Genomic DNA, 17,789 nt, shown 5'->3' on the forward strand with positions numbered 1-17,789 from the left:
AGATGACCACGCCCTTCTACGGCCCCGACTACTCCGAGCTGCAGCAGTTCGACCCGGAGATCGCCGACGTGCTCGTCGACGAGCTCGAGCGCATCCGCGGCGGGCTGCAGCTGATCGCCAGCGAGAACATGTCGAGCCCGTCCGTCATCACCGCGCTCGGCTCGACGCTCACGAACAAGTACGCCGAGGGTTACCCCGGCCGCCGCTACTACGGCGGGTGCGAGGTCGTCGACGTCGCCGAGAACCTCGCGATCGAGCGGTGCAAGGCGCTGTTCGACGCCGACCACGCCAACGTGCAGCCGCACTCCGGCGCCAGCGCCAACCAGGCGGTCTACGGCGCGTTCATGAAGCCCGGCGAGACGCTGCTCGCGATGGCGCTGCCGATGGGCGGCCACCTGACCCACGGCACCAAGGTCTCCTTCTCGGGCAAGTGGTTCGACGCCGTGCACTACGGCGTCGACAAGGAGACCGAGAACATCGACTACGACGAGGTCGAGCGCCTCGCCAAGGAGCACCGGCCCAAGGTCATCTGCGCCGGCGGCTCGGCGATCCCGCGGCTGATCGACTTCGAGTTCTTCCGCAACCTCGCCGACGAGGTCGGCGCGATCTTCTGGGTCGACGCCGCGCACTTCATCGGTCTGGTGGCCGGCAAGGCGATCCCCTCGCCGGTGCCGTACGCCGACGTCGTCACCTTCACCACGCACAAGGTGCTGCGCGGCCCGCGCTCCGGTGCGCTGGTCTGCCGCGAGGAGCACGCCAAGGCGCTCGACAAGGCCGTCTTCCCGATGATGCAGGGCGGCCCGCAGATGCACACCGTCGCCGCGAAGGCGGTGAACTTCAAGGAGTGCGCCTCGCCGGAGTACGCCGACTACGCCAAGCAGGTCATCGCCAACGCCCAGCAGCTGGCGACCTCGTTGGGGGACAAGGGCATCCGCCCGACCACCGGCGGCACCGACACCCACCTGTCGCTGCACGACCTGCAGGGCATCGGGGTCACCGGCGCCGAGGCCGAGGAGCGCGCCGACGCGGCCGGCATCGTGCTCAACAAGAACGCCATCCCGTTCGACCCGCAGAAGCCCAACGTCGCCTCGGGCATCCGGGTCGGCGCCCCGTGCGTCACGACCCAGGGCATGGGCACCGAGGAGATGAAGACCATCGCCGAGCTCATCCACACGGCGATCACCGAGGGCGACGGCACCCGCGAGCACCCGGCCGCGGTCAAGGTCCGCGGCGAGGTGACCGACCTGGTCACCCGGTTCCCGGCGTACCCGCACTCGGCGCAGGTCTGACCGATCCGTGCGGGAGTACGTCCTCGTCTGCCTGGTCGTCACGGTCGTGACGTTCCTGGCGACGCCGTTCGCCCGGTGGATCGCGGTGCGGTTCGACGCGATCACCCCGGTGCGCGGTCGGGACGTGCACACTGTGCCGATCCCGCGGCTGGGAGGTCTCGCGATGCTGGCCGGCCTGGTGGCCGGCCTCGCGGTGGCCTCCCAGCTGCCGTTCCTCTCCCAGCTGTTCCGGGTCGAGGACGGTCAGGGACCCAAGCTCGCCGGCGTGCTGGTCGGCGCCGTCCTGATCTGCGCGCTCGGGGTCATCGACGACCTTCGCGGTCTCGACGCGCTCACCAAGTTCGCCGGGCAGATGCTCGCCGGAGGGCTCATGGCCTTCTCCGGAGTGCAGCTGATCAGCCTGCCGATCGACGGACGCACCATCCTGCCGCAGCCGATCCTGGTCGTCCTCACCGTCTTCATCGTCGTGGCCACCACCAACGCGGTGAACTTCGTCGACGGGCTCGACGGGCTGGCCGCGGGCGTGGTCGGCATCGCGGGCCTGACCTTCTTCATCTGGACCTACTTCCAGCCGCGCTTCGACCCGCCCAACGTGTTCTCGGTGGCGGCGCTGCTGAGCGCGGTGCTGGTCGGCTGCTGCCTCGGCTTCCTGCCGCACAACTTCTTCCCCGCGCGCCTGTTCATGGGCGACTCGGGGGCGCTGCTGCTCGGGCTGCTGCTGTCGGCGGCGACGATCAGCTTCACCGGTGACTACGACCCCGCCATCGCCGAGGTCTCCACGGCGGTGTCGTGGTGGCTGCCGATCGCGCTGCCCGTGGCGATCCTGCTGCTGCCGGTGGTCGACATCCTGCTGGCCTTCCGCCGGCGCGGCCGCAACTTCACCCGCCCCGACGCCAAGCACCTGCACCACAAGATGCTGCGCATCGGCCACACCCACCGCCGCGCGGTGCTGATCCTGTACGCCTGGTCGTTCTCGATCGCGGTCGGAGTCCTGTCCTTCTCCTACACCGCCGTGCCGGTGGCCACGAGCATCCTCGCGGTGCTGCTCGCCGGCTCGCTCGTGCTGACCTGGGGAGTGCCCCGGTGGCTCGACCAGCACCGCTTGTGATAACTTTCACAAGCACGTCCGGCCACCCGCCGGGCCGGCCCTGACCCCGATGGAGAGCCCGTCATGAGCCCCCGCCGCACCCGCTCGTCGGAAACATCCGACCCGGGTCGTCGCATGCTCGTCGGTGGCTCGGTCCCCGCGCTCGTCGCCGCGGCGGCCCTCGCGCTGGTCGGCGCCGTGATCTCCGGAGCCCCCGCCGCGCTCGGCGCGCTCGCCGGGGAGTGCTCGCCGCGGCGTTCTTCGGCGGCGGGCTGCTCGCGCTCGACCACATCCTGCGCGCCTGGGCGCCCGGCCTGGCGCTGCCGTCCGCGCTGATCGTCTACTTCTGCCAGCTGCTGCTGATGGTGGCCGCCGGCCTCGCGGTCGCGGCCCTGCCAGGGCTCGACCGGACGTACGTCGGGCTCGGGGTGCTGGTCGCCACGCTCGCCTGGATGGGCGGCCAGCTGCGCTCGTTCGTCACGGCCCGGGTGCTGGTCTCCGACGTGCCCCTGCCGAAGGCGGCCCGATGAGCGAGCCGCGCAAGGGTTCGGCCTACCGGCCCACCGAGCCCTCGTCCGACCTGCTGGCCGCGCACGCCACCGCCACCCTGGTCACCGGACCGGCGATGTTCGCCGGGATCGGCTGGCTCGTGGACCGCTGGCTCGGCACCGGACCGTGGCTGCTGCTGGTGGGTCTGCTCGGCGGGATGGCGCTGTCGTTGTACTCCCTGTACGTCCGGTACGGTACGTCAGGACAACCGAGCGCCTCCCCGGGAAGCCGCGGTCCGCCGAGCGACCGGAACGACCCGATGGGTCCTGAGGCCCCCGTCTTCCGCACCCCGTTGATGACCCTGATCGAGGAGAACTTGTGAGCCTCAGCGCACTGAGCGCCCAGGCCGTCGCGGCCCTTCCTGCAGCCGACGACGGCAGCGGACGGACGGGTCACTTCCCGCCGTCGCCCGAGAGCTTCTGGCTCCCGCTCGTGTCGGTCGGTCCGGTGGCGATCACCCGGATCATGGTCATCGCCCTGATCTCGATGCTCGCGCTCGCCGGCTGGCTGCTGTGGTCGACCAAGAACGCCACGGTCGTCCCGAGCAAGAAGCAGTGGGTGACCGAGCAGGCCTACTCCTTCGTGCGCGGCGGCATCGCCGAGGACTCCATCGGCTCGCGCGAGTTCATCAAGTACGTCCCGCTCCTGTTCAGCCTGTTCCTGTTCATCCTGCTGAACAACCTGATGGGCATCATCCCGCCGTTCCAGATCCCGACGATGTCGCGCATCGGCTTCCCGATCGCGCTGACCGCGATCGTCTACGTCGTCTACCACTGGATCGGCATCAAGAAGCACGGCGGCCTCGTCGGCTACGTCAAGTGGATGATCCCCCGGGCATCCCCGGCTGGCTGCTCCCGCTGATCGCCTTCCTGGAGCTGATGACCTTCTTCATCACCCGCCCGCTGACCCTGGCGCTGCGACTGTTCGGCAACATGTTCGCCGGTCACATGCTGCTGCTGGTGTTCATCGTCGGCGGTGTCGAGCTGTTCCTCGCCGACAGCATCGCCCTCAAGCTCGTCGCGATCCCCGCCTGGCTGATGGCCGTGGTCATGACCGCCTTCGAGGCGCTGATCCAGTTCCTGCAGGCCTACGTCTTCACCCTGCTGGCCGCCTCCTACATCGGCGGCGCGCTGGCGGACGACCACTGATCTTGCCGGTCCTCCCGGTGCACGGCCACAACTGAACACGCAACACGAACGCTCCGGGTGCACGCTGCGTCCGGCACACACCGAGAAACGAAAGAGGAACAACCCCCATGGGTTCTGTCACGGGTTCCATCTCCCTGGTCGGCTACGGCCTCGCCGCCATCGGCCCCGCCATCGCCGTGGGTCTGATCTTCGCCGCCTACATCAACGGCGTTGCGCGCCAGCCGGAGTCGGCCAACATGCTGCGCCCGATCGCCATCCTGGGCTTCGCGCTCGCCGAGGCGCTCGCGATCTTCGGTCTGGTGCTCTTCTTCATCAACAACTAGGACCGACACGTGCCGCGCACCATGGGTGTGCCGCGGTTGATGAGGGAGAACCATCATGTTCGTTGAGACCGCAGTGAGAAGCGGGCTCGTGCAGGCCGAGCAGACCGACGAGCCGAGTGCCTCGCTGCCGATCCTGCCGTACTGGCCCGAGCTGGTCTTCGGCCTGGTGGTCTTCGGGATCTTCTACTGGATCGTGAAGACCAAGGTCGTGCCGCGCCTCGAAGAGGTCTACGCCGAGCGCACCGCCGCCATCGAGGGCGGCATGGAGCAGGCCGAGGCCGCTCAGCAGCAGGCCGAGGAGGCCAAGGCCAAGTACGAGGCGCAGCTCAAGGAGGCCCACGCCGAGGCGGGGCGCATCCGTGAGGACGCCCGCGCGCAGGGTGCGCAGATCGTCGCCGAGGCCCGCAACCAGGCGGGCGTCGAGGCGCAGCGCATCACCGAGTCGGCGCAGAAGTCGATCGAGGCCGAGCGTCAGCAGGCCGCCGTCTCGCTGCGCAGCGACGTGGGTCGCATCTCGACCGACCTCGCCAGCCGCATCGTCGGTGAGTCGCTGCAGGACGAGACGCGTCAGCGCGGCATCGTCGAGCGCTTCCTCGCCGAGCTCGAGGCCGGCGACGTGACGCCCGAGAAGGTCGGTGGCCAGCAGGCCGCGGCCCCGCAGGGTGGCGCGACGCGGCAGGGGAGCGAGTCCTAGATGGACGGCTCGTCCCGCGGAGCACTCAAGGCCGGGCGCGACCAGCTCGCGCAGCAGCTCGGGCAGACCGACGCCAAGCAGCTGGCCGACGACCTGTTCTTCGTCGGCCGCACGCTCGACAGCAGCGCGGCGCTGCGCCGCGCGCTGGTCGACCCCTCTCGTGACACCGATGCCAAGCGTCAGCTCGGCGACCGGCTGTTCGAGGGCAAGGTCGGCGACGCGGCCCGGCAGGTCCTCGGCTCGCTCGTCGGCCAGCGCTGGTCGGCCGAGCGGGACATGTCCGACGCCCTCGACCTGCTGGGCGCCGAGGCGGTCACCGCCGCAGCCGAGCAGGCCGGTCGTCTGGGGCAGGTCGAGCAGGAGCTGTTCCAGGTCGAGCGCCTCGTGGCCGGCACCCCCGAGCTGCGTGACGCCCTGACCAACCGTCAGCGCGGCGGGCAGGACAAGGCCGACCTCGTGGGTCGGCTGCTCGACGGCAAGGCCGCGCCGGAGACGGTGCAGCTGGCCCGGCTGGCGGCGTTCAACCCGCGCGGGCAGCGGTTCGACCAGGCGATCGAGCGTTACCAGGGCGTGGCCGCGCAGCGGCGCGAGCAGCTGGTGGCGCTGGTGACCGTGGCCAAGCCGCTGAGCCCCGACCTGGCCGAGCGCCTGGAGCAGGCGCTCTCCCGGACGTACTCCAAGCCGGTGCAGCTCAACGTGGTCATCGACCCCGACGTGGTCGGCGGCCTGCGCGTGCAGGTCGGCGACGAGGTCATCGACGGCACGGTGGCGCGCCGCCTCGACGACGCCCGACGGGCGCTGGCCGGCTGAGCCGGCGGGCGACCCGCACCCCACAACTGCAGCAGACAGACCACACCTCGGGACCACCGGTCCCGGCCATGAAGGAGTAGATGATGACGGAGCTCTCGATCCGTCCGGAGGAGATCCGCGACGCGCTGGACGGCTATGTCCAGTCGTACGAGCCGGGCACCGCCTCGCGCGAAGAGGTGGGCCGCGTGGTCGACGCCAGCGACGGCATCGCCCACGTCGAGGGTCTGCCCTCGGCGATGACCAACGAGCTGCTGCAGTTCGAGGACGGCACCCTCGGCATCGCGCTGAACCTCGACGTGCACGACATCGGTGTCGTCATCCTCGGCGAGTTCGGCGGCATCGAGGAGGGCCAGGAGGTCAAGCGGACCGGCGAGGTGCTCTCGGTGCCCGTCGGCGACGCGTTCCTCGGCCGGGTCGTCGACCCGCTGGGCCAGCCGATCGACGGTCTGGGCGACATCCAGTCCGACACCCGCCGCGAGCTCGAGCTGCAGGCGCCCAACGTGGTGTCGCGCAAGTCGGTGCACCAGCCGCTGATGACCGGCATCAAGGCGATCGACTCGATGACCCCGATCGGTCGCGGTCAGCGTCAGCTGATCATCGGCGACCGCAAGACCGGTAAGACGACGATCGCCACCGACACGATCATCAACCAGAAGCAGAACTGGGAGACCGGCGACCCGGAGAAGCAGGTCCGCTGCATCTACGTCGCCGTCGGCCAGAAGAACTCCACCGTCGCCGAGGTCAAGGGCACGCTGGAGGAGGCGGGCGCGATGGAGTACACCACCATCGTCAACGCCCCCGCGGGCGACCCGGCCGGCTTCAAGTACCTCGCGCCGTTCACCGGCTCGGCCATCGGCCAGCACTGGATGTACGACGGCAAGCACGTGCTCATCGTGTTCGACGACCTGTCCAAGCAGGCCGAGGCCTACCGCGCGATGTCGCTGCTGCTGCGCCGCCCGCCGGGCCGCGAGGCCTACCCGGGTGACGTGTTCTACCTGCACTCGCGGCTGCTGGAGCGCTGCGCCAAGCTGAACGACGAGCTGGGCGCCGGCTCGATGACCGGCCTGCCGATCATCGAGACCAAGGCCGGCGACGTGTCGGCGTACATCCCGACCAACGTCATCTCGATCACCGACGGCCAGATCTTCCTGCAGGCCGACCTGTTCAACTCCAACCAGCGCCCCGCGGTCGACGTGGGTGTGTCGGTGTCGCGAGTCGGCGGTGCGGCCATGACCAAGGCCATGAAGGCGGTCACCGGCTCGATCAAGGTCGACCTCGCGCAGTACCGCGAGATGCAGGCGTTCGCCATGTTCGCCTCCGACCTCGACGCGGCCTCGCGCCACCAGCTGGCGCGCGGTGAGCGGCTGATGGCGATGTTCAAGCAGCCGCAGAACGACCCCTTCCCCATGGAGGAGCAGGTCGTCACGATCTGGGCCGGCACCACCGGCAAGTTCGACGACGTCCCGGTCGACGACGTGCAGCGGTTCGAGTCGGAGTGGCTCGACTTCCTGCGGCACAACGACTCGGGGCTGCTCGACGCGATCCGCGAGACCACCAAGCTCGACGACGACGGCAAGAACAAGCTGGAAGACCACATGAAGGCCTTCAAGCAGCAGTTCCAGCCGACCGAGGACCGCGGTGGTGAGGGCTCGGAGCGGCACGACGAGATCACCCAGGACCAGATCGACCAGGCCAAGATCGTCAAGCAGGGCTGACGCCCCGCAGGCTGCAACGTTAAGGAGAGTGCCCGATGGCAGGGCAGCAGCGGATCTACCGCCAGCGCATCCGCTCGGTCCAGGCGACCAAGAAGATCACCCGCGCGATGGAGCTCATCGCTGCCTCGCGCGTGGTGAAGGCGCGGCAGGCGGTGGAGCGTTCCACGCCGTACGCCCTCGCGCTCACTCGCGCGTGCTCGGCGGTGGCGAGCTACTCCGACACCGAGCACCTGCTGACGACCGAGCGGGAGAGCCCGCGCCGGGCGGCGGTGCTGATCTGCACCAGCGACCGCGGCCTGGCCGGGTCCTACTCGGTCAACGCGATCAAGAAGAGCGCCGAGCTGATCGAGCGACTGCAGAACGAGGGCAAGGAGGTCGTGCCCTACCTCGTCGGCCGCAAGGCGGTGAGCTACTACAAGTTCCGCCGCCGCGACTACGCCGCCGAGTGGTCCGGCTTCACCGACTCGCCCCGGTTCGAGGACGCCAAGGAGATCGGTGAGCGCCTCGTAGAGGAGTTCACCAAGGGCTCCGACGAGGGCGGTGTCGACGAGGTCCACGTCGTCTACACCCAGTTCCGCTCGATGGTGACCCAGGAGCCGCGCGACCTGCGGCTGCTACCGCTGGAGGTCGTCTCGGCTGACGAGGCCGGCGAGGAGCAGGTGCACGGCCCGCTGCCGCTGTACGACTTCGAGCCGAACCCGGCCGAGGTGCTCGACGCGCTGCTGCCGAAATACATCACGGCGCGGATCTACAACTGCCTGCTGCAGTCGGCGGCCTCCGAGCTCGCTGCCCGTCAGCGGGCGATGAAGTCGGCGACCGACAACGCCGAGGACCTCATCCGCACCTACACCCGTCTCGCCAACCAGGCCCGCCAGGCGGAGATCACCCAGGAGATCTCCGAGATCGTCGGTGGCGCCAGCGCGCTCGCCGAGGCCTGACCCGGAAGTAAAGGAAGCACAGGACAATGACTGCAACCACCGCAGCCCCGCAGCAGGAGCAGAGCTCCCCGGGTGGCGTCGGTCGCGTCGCCCGGGTCATCGGCCCGGTCGTCGACGTGGAGTTCTCCGGCGACTCGATGCCCGACATCTACAACCTGCTGACCACCGACGTCCAGATCGAGGGCGACGAGCCCAAGCGCATCAACCTCGAGGTCGCCCAGCACGTCGGCGACAACATGGTGCGCGCCATCTCGCTGCAGCCGACCGACGGTCTGGTCCGCGGCGCCCAGGTGCAGGACACCGGCGGCCCGATCACCGTGCCCGTCGGTGACGTCACCCTCGGCAAGGTCTTCAACGCGACCGGCGACTGCCTCAACCTCGAGCCGGGCGAGACGCTCGACGTCACCGAGCGCTGGGGCATCCACCGCAAGGCCCCGGCCTTCGACGCGCTGGAGTCCAAGACCCAGATGTTCGAGACCGGCATCAAGGTCATCGACCTGCTCACGCCGTACGTCCAGGGCGGCAAGATCGGTCTGTTCGGCGGTGCGGGTGTCGGCAAGACCGTGCTGATCCAGGAGATGATCGCCCGCGTCGCGCGCGACCACGGTGGTGTGTCGGTGTTCGCCGGTGTCGGCGAGCGCACCCGTGAGGGCAACGACCTGATGGTCGAGATGGACGAGGCCGGCGTGCTCCCGCAGACCGCGCTGGTGTTCGGCCAGATGGACGAGCCGCCGGGCACCCGCCTGCGGGTCGCGCTGTCCGCGCTCACGATGGCGGAGTACTTCCGCGACGTGCAGAACCAGGACGTGCTGCTGTTCATCGACAACATCTTCCGGTTCACCCAGGCCGGCTCGGAGGTCTCGACGCTGCTCGGCCGCATGCCGTCGGCCGTGGGCTACCAGCCGACCCTGGCCGACGAGATGGGCGTGCTGCAGGAGCGGATCACCTCGACGCGCGGTCACTCGATCACCTCGATGCAGGCGATCTACGTGCCCGCCGACGACTACACCGACCCGGCGCCGGCCACGACGTTCGCCCACCTCGACGCGACCACCGAGCTCTCGCGTGACATCGCCTCGATGGGCATCTACCCCGCCGTGGACCCGCTGACGTCGACCTCGCGCATCCTGGACCCGCGCTACATCTCCAAGGAGCACTACGACACCGCGGTGCGCATCAAGGGGATCCTGCAGCGCAACAAGGAGCTGCAGGACATCATCGCGATCCTCGGCATCGACGAGCTCTCCGAGGAGGACAAGATCCTCGTCAACCGGGCCCGTCGCATCCAGCGCTTCCTGTCGCAGAACACCTACGTCGCCAAGCAGTTCACCGGCATCGAGGGCTCGACCGTGCCGCTGGCCGACACGATCGAGGCGTTCACCAAGATCGCCGACGGCGACTACGACCACGTCCCGGAGCAGGCGTTCTTCATGTGCGGTGGCCTCGACGACGTCGAGCGCAAGGCCAAGGAGCTCGAGCAGAACGGCTGAGCCCGCTCGCCTCGCGACGCACGCAGGATGCACCCTCCCGACCCGCTCGGGAGGGTGCATTCATGTCTGCTCCCGGTGGGTTAGGGTCGGGCTCGTGGCCGAGAAGTTGTTCCTCGAGTGGCCGGTCCTGCGACAGCTGAGGTCCGGTGACTGGTTCGGTCGTGGACCCACGTCCACGTCGAAGAAGACGCGCGCGATCCAGCCGCGCACCGCCACCGCCGACCGGGTCGTGCAGAGCGTCTGCCCGTTCTGCGCCGTCGGCTGCGGCCAGCGGGTGTACGTCAAGGACGAGCGCGTCATCGGCATCGAGGGCGACCCCGACTCGCCGATCTCCCGCGGGCGGCTGTGCCCCAAGGGCGCCTCCAGCGAGCAGCTGGTCAACAACCCGCTGCGCCAGACCACGATCCGTTACCGCGCGCCGTACGCCACCGACTGGCAGGACCTGGACCTGGACACCGCGATCGACATGATCGCCGACCGGTTCCTGGAGTCGCGTCGCCGCGGGTGGCAGGAGCTCGACGACGAGGGCCGCAAGCTGCGCCGCACGATGGCGATCGCCTCGCTCGGCGGCGCGACCCTCGACAACGAAGAGAACTACCTGATCAAGAAGCTGTTCACCGCAGCAGGCGCGATCCAGATCGAGAACCAAGCTCGCATTTGACACTCCGCCACCGTCCCCGGTCTGGGGGCTTCTTACGGTCGAGGCGGCGCGACCCAGTCGCTGCAGGACATGGCCAACGCCGACTGCGTCATCCTCATGGGCGGCAACATGGCCGAGGCGCACCCGGTGGGCTTCCAGTGGGTCTCCGAGGCGCAGGCCAAGGGGGCCAGGGTCATCCACATCGACCCCCGCTTCACGCGCACCGGCGCGGTGGCCGACCGGCACGTGCCGATCCGCGCAGGGTCCGACGTCGTGCTGCTCGGCGCGCTGATCAACCACGTGCTGAGCAACGACCTGTACTTCCGTGACTACGTCGTGGCCTACACCAACGCCGCGACGCTGGTGAACGAGAGCTACCGCGACCCCGAGGACCTCGGCGGGCTGTTCTCCGGCTTCGACCCCGAGACCGGCACGTACGACCCGGCGAGCTGGGCGTACGACCACCCCGACGTGGAGCAGGGCACGGTCGACTCTCCCGGCAAGGACGAGGACGGCGCCGAGGCGACCGCCCGTGCCGCGGGTGACCAGCACGGGTCGGGAGGCCCGTCGCTGGAGAGCGCCGAGGTGCTGCGCGACGAGACGCTGGAGCACCCGCGCACGGTCTTCCAGATCCTCAAGCGGCACTACGCGCGCTACACCCCCGAGATGGTGCGCGACATGTGCGGCATCAGCCTCGAGGACTTCGCCTACGTCGCCGAGTCGATCACCAGCAACTCCGGCCGCGAGCGGACGACCTGCTTCGGCTACGCCACCGGCTGGACCCAGCACACGTTCGGCGCGCAGTTCATCCGCACCGCCGCGATCCTGCAGCTGCTGCTCGGCAACGTGGGCCGCCCCGGCAGCGGGATCATGGCGCTGCGCGGGCACGCCAGCATCCAGGGCTCGACCGACATCCCGACGCTGTTCAACCTGCTGCCGGGCTACCTGCCGATGCCCTCGGCCGGCCAGCACGACACGTTCCAGGACTACCTCAGCTCGCTGTTCTCCAAGGAGCAGAAGGGCTACTGGGCCTACGCCGACACCTACGCCGTGAGCCTGCTCAAGGCGTGGTTCGGCGACGCGGCGACCGCCGAGAACGACTGGTGCTACGACTACCTGCCGCGTCTCACCGGGCCCGCGGGGACGTACCAGACGACGGTCAACATGCTCGACGACGTGGTCGAGGGCTACTTCGTGCTCGGCCAGAACCCGGCCGTCGGCTCGGCGAACGGGCGGCAGGCGCGGCTGGGCATGTCGCACCTGAAGTGGCTGGTCGTGCGCGACCTGAACATGATCGAGTCGGCGACCTGGTGGAAGGACAGCCCCGAGATCGCCTCGGGCGAGCTGCGCACCGAGGACATCGGCACCGAGGTGTTCTTCCTGCCCGCGGCCACCCACGTGGAGAAGGCCGGATCGTTCACCCAGACCCAGCGGATGCTGCAGTGGCGCCACCAGGCCGTGCAGCCGCCGGGCCAGGCGCAGAGCGAGCTGGACTTCTTCTTCGAGCTGGGCCGGCGCATCCGCGCGCGGCTGGCCGACTCGACCGACGAGCGCGACCGTCCGCTGCTGGACATGACCTGGGACTACCCGCTCGACGCGCACGGCAACCCCGACCCCGAGGCGGTGATGTCGGAGATCAACGGTTTCTACGTCTCCGGTCCCGACAAGGGCAAGAACCTGTCGGCCTACGGCGAGATGCGGGCCGACGGCTCGACCGCCGGCGGCTGCTGGATCTACACCGGCGTGTACGCCGACGGCACCAACCACGCCGCCCGCCGGGTGCCGCAGGGCGGGCCGGGGCAGGCGCAGTCGGAGTGGGGCTGGGCCTGGCCCGCCGACCGGCGGATCCTGTACAACCGCGCCTCGGCCGACCCCGAGGGCAAGCCGTGGAGCGAGCGCAAGAAGTACCTGTGGTGGGACGAGCAGGAGCAGCGCTGGGTCGGTCCCGACGTGCCCGACTTCCCGGCCGACAAGGCGCCGGGGGAGCGACCTCCGGTCGGAGTGGGCGGGGCCGAGGGCCTCGCCGGCGACGACCCGTTCATCATGCAGGCCGACGGCAAGGGCTGGTTGTTCGCGCCGCGCGGTCTGGTCGACGGGCCGCTGCCGACGCACTACGAGCCACAGGAGTCGCCGGTCGACAACGCGCTCTACCCGCAGCAGCAGGCGCCGGCGCGCATCATGTTCCCGCGCGAGGACAACCTCGACGCCCCGAGCGCGGGGGAGCCCGGGGTGGAGGTCTACCCGTTCGTCTTCACGACCTACCGCCTCACCGAGCACCACACCGCGGGCGGCATGAGCCGCTGGTCGCCGTTCCTGGCCGAGCTGCAGCCGGAGATGTTCTGCGAGATCTCGCCGGCGCTGGCCGCCGAGCGCGGCCTGACCAACGGCGGGTGGGCGACGATCGTCTCGCCGCGCGCCGCGATCGAGGCGCGGGTGCTGGTCACCGACCGCATGACGCCGCTGCGCATCAACGGCCGGGCGGTGCACCAGGTGGGGCTGCCCTACCACTGGGGAGTCGGGACCGAGGCGGTCGTGCAGGGTGACGCCGCGAACGACCTGATCGGCGTCACGCTCGACCCGAACACCCAGATCCAGGAGTCCAAGGTCGGCTCATGCGACATCGTCGCAGGCCGCCGGCCGCGCGGCGCGGCGCTGCTGCAGCTGGTGCGCGACTACCAGGAGCGCGCGGGCGCCACGACCCAGACCGACAACGTCCGGCTCACCGAGCAGCCGACCAGTCCCGAGGAGGGAAGGACGACCGATGGGTGAGTTCTCCGGCCCGTCCGACCCCGCACCCGACGCGGGGTGGACGGACGACCTGCCGCGCAAGGGCTTCTTCACCGACACCTCGATCTGCATCGGGTGCAAGGCCTGCGAGGTGGCCTGCAAGGAGTGGAACCACAACCCGCGCGACGGCGACCTGGAGCTGTCCGGGATGTCGTACGACAACACCGAGCAGCTCGGCGCGAGCACCTGGCGGCACGTGGCCTTCATCGAGCAGGGCCGTGAGCGCATCGAGGAGGCGCGGGCCAGCGGCCAGCAGCTGATCGACCTCGGCATGCCGCGGGTGGGTCCTCCCGAGACCCGCGCCGCCGCGCAGACCGACACGCTCGTCGACACCACGCCGCCGGACACCCCGGAGTTCCGCTGGCTGATGTCGTCCGACGTGTGCAAGCACTGCACGCACGCCGGCTGCCTCGATGTGTGCCCGACGGGCGCGCTGTTCCGCACCGAGTTCGGCACGGTTGTCATCCAGGACGACGTGTGCAACGGCTGCGGCACCTGCGTGGCCGGCTGCCCGTTCGGGGTGGTCGAGCGGCGCAGCGACGGCACGGCCGCGCCCAAGACCGACAAGCGCGGCCCGCGCGAGCAGCCCGACGTGCCCAACGTGGGCGTCGCCCAGAAGTGCACCCTGTGCTACGACCGGCTGCTCGACGACGAGACGCCGGCGTGCGCCAAGACCTGCCCCACGACGTCGATCAAGTTCGGCGACCACGACGACCTCGTGGTGACCGCGCACGAGCGGCTCGCCGAGCTGCAGGCGCAGGGCCGCACCGAGGCGCGGCTCTACGGCGCCAACGAGCACGACGGCGTCGGCGGCACCGGGTCGGTCTTCCTGCTGCTGGACGAGCCCGAGGTCTACGGCCTGCCGCCCGACCCGCGGGTGCCCACCGCGGACCTGCCGGAGATGTACAAGCGGGTCGGCATGGCCATGGCCGGGATGGCCGCGGCCGCCGCGCTCGCCTTCGTGAAGGGAGGGTGATGACCACCTCGGAGTTCGACGCCTACCGCCCGCCGGAGAAGCCCCGGCGCCGGTTCGGACGTCGCCCCGGTGGACGGCGCCGGCACGGCAACCTCGGCACCCAGCCCGGGGGCGACGGCACCCGCGAGGTGCCGATGGTGCCCGACGCCGAGTTCGTCTCCTACTACGGCAAGCCGGTCGTCAAGCCGCCGCCGTGGGAGTGGCCGGTCGCGCTCTACCTGTTCGTCGGCGGGGTCGCCGGCGGCTCCGGCGTGATCGCCGCCGGCGCGCAGCTGGCCGGGCTCGACACGCTGCGCCGCAACGCCCGGCTCGGGGCGATGACCGCGGTCGGCATCTCCGGTGCCGCGCTGGTCGCCGACCTCGGCCGGCCGGAGCGGTTCTACAACATGCTGCGCACGTTCAAGATCACCTCGCCGATGAGCGTCGGCTCGTGGATCCTCACCGGGTTCAGCTCGGGCATGGGCGTCGCCGTCGCGAACGAGGTGGACCGGATCAGCGGCAACCGGCTGCCGATCGGCCCGGTGCGTCCGGTGCTGCGCGCCGTCGAGGGTCCGGCCGGCATCGGTGCCGGCGTCTTCGGGCCGCCGCTCGCCGGCTACACCGCCGCGCTGCTGTCCAACACCGCCGTCCCGACCTGGAACGGCGCCTACAAGCACCTGCCGTTCGTCTTCGCCAGCTCCGCGAGCCTGGCCTCCGGCGGCCTCGCGATGGTCACCACGCCGACCTCGCAGACCCGGCCGGCGCGCACGCTCGCCGCCATCGGCTGCGCCGCCGACCTGGTCGCCACCAAGGTCATGGAGCGCCAGATGGACCCGGTGCTGGTCGAGCCGCTGCACCACGGCACCCCCGGGAAGCTGCTGCGCTGGAGCGAGCGGCTCGTGGTGGCCGGCGGCATCGGCACCCTGTTCGCCGGTCGGTCGCGCGCGGTCGCCGTGGCCTCGGGCCTGGCGCTGATGACCGCCTCGGCGTTCACCCGGTTCGGGGTGTTCGAGGCCGGGCTGGAGTCGGCCAAGGACCCGCGCTACACCATCGAGCCGCAGAAGCGCCGGCTAGCCGCCCGCCGCGCCGCCGGCATCACGGGCGACTCCATCACCACCGCCTGACCCGCCCGCCCCACCCCGCCCCACCAGCATCAGGGCGCAGGTACCCCACCCGGAGGTGCGCCTCCACCCGCGCATGAAACCGGGTTACGTGCGTTTGACCTCGATGCATCAGGGTCAAACGCACCTAACCCGGTTTCATGCGGGCGTTCTCCGGAGCTGTGACGGTGGTCCCTAGACTGCCGCGGTGATCCAAGGAATGGGCCGGCTCGGCCTGAGCTGGAGCGTGCACGGAGGCGACGGCCGGTTGCGGCCCGACGAGGTCGTACGTCCGGGGGAGCGGCTGACCTGGCCGCGCACCGTCGGCATCGGGGCCCAGCACGTGGTGGCCATGTTCGGCGCGACGTTCCTGGTGCCGCTGATCACCGGCTTCCCGCCGGCGACGACGCTGTTCTTCTCCGCGGTCGGCACGATGATCTTCCTGGTCGTCACCGCCGGCCGGGTGCCGTCCTACCTCGGCAGCTCGTTCGCCTTCCTGGCGCCGATCGGCGCGGCCAAGGCCGAGCACGGGATGGCCGGGGCGCTCGGGGGCGTGGTGCTCACCGGCATCGCCCTGGCCGCCGTCGGGCTCGTCGTCCAGGCGGCCGGCGCCGGGTGGCTGCGGGCGCTGATGCCGCCGGTCGTCACCGGCGCCATCGTGGCCCTCATCGGCCTCAACCTCGCGCCCGCGGCCAAGGACAACTTCGTGAAGTCGCCGCTCACGGCGCTCGCGACCCTCGTGGTGATCCTGCTCGTCACGGTGCTGGCGCGCGGCATCCTCGGCCGGCTCTCGATCCTGGTGGGCGTCGTCGCGGGGTACGCCGTCGCGGCCGTGCGCGGGGAGGTCGACCTGGCCGCCGTGGGGCAGGCCGGCTGGGTCGGGCTGCCGGAGTTCACCACCCCGACCTTCCACCTGGACACCGTGGGCCTGTTCGTGCCGGTCGTGCTGGTGCTGGTCGCCGAGAACATCGGCCACGTGAAGTCGGTCGCCCAGATGACCGGTGACGACCTAGACCCGATGTCCGGCCGGGCGCTGATGGGCGACGGGCTGGCCACGACGCTCGCCGGGCTCGGCGGCGGGTCGGGCACGACGACGTACGCCGAGAACATCGGGGTCATGGCCGCCACGAAGGTCTACTCCACCGCGGCCTACTGGGTCGCCGCGCTCGTCGCGCTGGGCCTGTCGTTCTCGCCCAAGTTCGGCGCCGCGATCTCGACCGTGCCGCCGGGGGTGCTCGGCGGGGCCGCCGTCGTGCTCTACGGGATGATCGGGCTGCTCGGCGCGCGGATCTGGGTCGAGAACCGGGTCGACCTCGGCAACCCGGTGAACCTGATGACCTGCGCCGTGGCGCTGATCATCGGCATCGCCGACTTCACCTGGCGGGTCGGCGAACTGCAGTTCGCGGGCATCGCGCTCGGCACCGGGGCGGCGCTGCTGACCTATCACGTGATGCGCGCGATCGCCCGGCTGACCCGAGCGGTGCCCGACCCGCAGGCGCCGGTACGATAGTTGAAACGCTGCCCCACCCATCGGAGGATCCCGTGAGCCAGCTGACCGTCGAGGTCGTCGCCGCCGACCGCAAGGTCTGGGAGGGCGAGGCCAGCCGGGTGACCGCTCGCACGCTCGACGGCGAGCTGGGCATCCTGCCCGGCCACGAGCCGATGCTGTCGCTGCTCGCGGAGAGCGACGTCAAGGTCGAGCCGCTCGACGGCTCCACCCGAACGGTCCACGTCGACGGCGGTTTCCTCTCGGTCGACCACGACACCGTGCGGATCGTGTCCGAGACGATCACCGACGGCGCCTCGGTCTGACCGAGGCGGTGTGACCGGGTGGGCGAGCTGGTCGTCACAGGAGAGATCCTCGGCGGCCTGCTGCTGCTCTTCGCCCTGATCCTGGCCCTGCTGCTCCTGCGCCGCTCGCGCATCTCCCGCGGCGGCCCGATGGTCCTGATGTCGCTGCACCGCGACGGCTCCTGGCGCTCGGGCATGGCCCGCGTCGGCGGCGAGGACATCGCCTGGTTCCCGTTGTTCGGGGTCACCACGCGCCCCGCGGCCCAGTGGGAGCGCGGCCGGCTCGCGCTCGGCGTGCCGCGCGACAGCGACTACCGCCCCACCGGCATGCCCGACCCGGTGCTCGTGCCGTTCGAGCTGCCCGAGCAGACCGTCGACGTGGTGCTCAGCCGCGCCGACTACACCGCGGTGCGGTCGTGGTCGGAGTCGGCGCCCCCGGGGCTCAACGCCAACAACGTGGCCTAGCGCCCGGG

Annotated in this window: 16 protein-coding genes and 1 pseudogene; all 17 read left to right on the plus strand. The window is 70.5% G+C overall.

Annotated elements, in window-relative coordinates:
- Positions 1-2 precede the first annotated feature (2 nt).
- The 17 genes and pseudogenes from glyA (at position 3) to QUE40_RS04410 (ending at position 17,781) form a co-directional block, all read left to right on the plus strand.
- A complete protein-coding gene (gene glyA, locus QUE40_RS04330; protein ID WP_142004560.1) occupies positions 3-1,289 on the plus strand; it encodes a serine hydroxymethyltransferase in 1,287 nt (428 codons plus the stop codon).
- Positions 1,290-1,296: 7 nt separating this feature from the next.
- A complete protein-coding gene (locus tag QUE40_RS04335; RefSeq protein WP_289232418.1) occupies positions 1,297-2,397 on the plus strand; it encodes an MraY family glycosyltransferase in 1,101 nt (366 codons plus the stop codon).
- Positions 2,398-2,618: 221 nt separating this feature from the next.
- Positions 2,619-2,906 carry a hypothetical protein gene (locus tag QUE40_RS04340; RefSeq protein ID WP_289232419.1) on the plus strand — a complete coding sequence of 96 codons (288 nt, stop codon included), beginning with the start codon at positions 2,619-2,621 and terminating at the stop codon, positions 2,904-2,906.
- The gene (locus QUE40_RS04345) at positions 2,903-3,247 is read left to right on the plus strand and encodes an AtpZ/AtpI family protein (RefSeq protein ID WP_289232420.1); all 345 of its coding nucleotides are present in this window, start codon (positions 2,903-2,905) and stop codon (positions 3,245-3,247) included. The genes QUE40_RS04340 and QUE40_RS04345 overlap by 4 nt, the downstream gene beginning before the upstream one ends.
- Before the next feature lie 164 nt (positions 3,248-3,411).
- Positions 3,412-4,073: pseudogene (gene atpB, locus QUE40_RS04350) on the plus strand (F0F1 ATP synthase subunit A).
- A 107-nt stretch (positions 4,074-4,180) separates the two neighbouring features.
- Complete coding sequence (locus QUE40_RS04355) at positions 4,181-4,396, plus strand: ATP synthase subunit c family protein (RefSeq protein ID WP_142004564.1); 216 nt, start codon at positions 4,181-4,183, stop codon at positions 4,394-4,396.
- Positions 4,397-4,451: 55 nt separating this feature from the next.
- Entirely contained in the window at positions 4,452-5,090 is a 639-nt protein-coding gene (locus QUE40_RS04360; protein ID WP_289232421.1) for a F0F1 ATP synthase subunit B, read from the plus strand.
- Positions 5,091-5,900 carry a F0F1 ATP synthase subunit delta gene (locus QUE40_RS04365; protein ID WP_289232422.1) on the plus strand — a complete coding sequence of 270 codons (810 nt, stop codon included), beginning with the start codon at positions 5,091-5,093 and terminating at the stop codon, positions 5,898-5,900.
- Positions 5,901-5,983: 83 nt separating this feature from the next.
- Positions 5,984-7,615, plus strand: coding sequence for a F0F1 ATP synthase subunit alpha (atpA, locus tag QUE40_RS04370; RefSeq protein WP_289232423.1), 1,632 nt, complete (start codon positions 5,984-5,986; stop codon positions 7,613-7,615).
- A 35-nt stretch (positions 7,616-7,650) separates the two neighbouring features.
- Positions 7,651-8,553, plus strand: coding sequence for a F0F1 ATP synthase subunit gamma (locus QUE40_RS04375; protein WP_142004568.1), 903 nt, complete (start codon positions 7,651-7,653; stop codon positions 8,551-8,553).
- 26 nt (positions 8,554-8,579) lie between these two features.
- A complete protein-coding gene (atpD, locus tag QUE40_RS04380; RefSeq protein WP_142004569.1) occupies positions 8,580-10,043 on the plus strand; it encodes a F0F1 ATP synthase subunit beta in 1,464 nt (487 codons plus the stop codon).
- A 94-nt stretch (positions 10,044-10,137) separates the two neighbouring features.
- Positions 10,138-13,452: a formate dehydrogenase gene (gene fdh, locus QUE40_RS04385; RefSeq protein ID WP_268885469.1), complete on the plus strand. Its 3,315-nt coding sequence runs from the start codon at positions 10,138-10,140 to the stop codon at positions 13,450-13,452.
- Complete coding sequence (locus tag QUE40_RS04390) at positions 13,445-14,446, plus strand: 4Fe-4S dicluster domain-containing protein (protein WP_142004572.1); 1,002 nt, start codon at positions 13,445-13,447, stop codon at positions 14,444-14,446. The genes fdh and QUE40_RS04390 overlap by 8 nt, the downstream gene beginning before the upstream one ends.
- Complete coding sequence (gene nrfD, locus QUE40_RS04395; RefSeq protein WP_142004573.1) at positions 14,446-15,549, plus strand: NrfD/PsrC family molybdoenzyme membrane anchor subunit; 1,104 nt, start codon at positions 14,446-14,448, stop codon at positions 15,547-15,549. Before QUE40_RS04390 ends, nrfD begins: the two co-directional genes overlap by 1 nt.
- Positions 15,550-15,745: 196 nt before the next feature.
- Positions 15,746-17,035, plus strand: coding sequence for a uracil-xanthine permease family protein (locus QUE40_RS04400; protein ID WP_289233007.1), 1,290 nt, complete (start codon positions 15,746-15,748; stop codon positions 17,033-17,035).
- 32 nt (positions 17,036-17,067) lie between these two features.
- Positions 17,068-17,337 carry a F0F1 ATP synthase subunit epsilon gene (locus tag QUE40_RS04405; protein ID WP_289232424.1) on the plus strand — a complete coding sequence of 90 codons (270 nt, stop codon included), beginning with the start codon at positions 17,068-17,070 and terminating at the stop codon, positions 17,335-17,337.
- Between the two features lie 18 nt (positions 17,338-17,355).
- The gene (locus tag QUE40_RS04410; protein ID WP_289232425.1) at positions 17,356-17,781 is read left to right on the plus strand and encodes a DUF2550 family protein; all 426 of its coding nucleotides are present in this window, start codon (positions 17,356-17,358) and stop codon (positions 17,779-17,781) included.
- Positions 17,782-17,789: the final 8 nt, after the last annotated feature.

This window comes from Barrientosiimonas endolithica (assembly GCF_030296655.1).
GTDB lineage: Bacteria > Actinomycetota > Actinomycetes > Actinomycetales > Dermatophilaceae > Barrientosiimonas > Barrientosiimonas humi.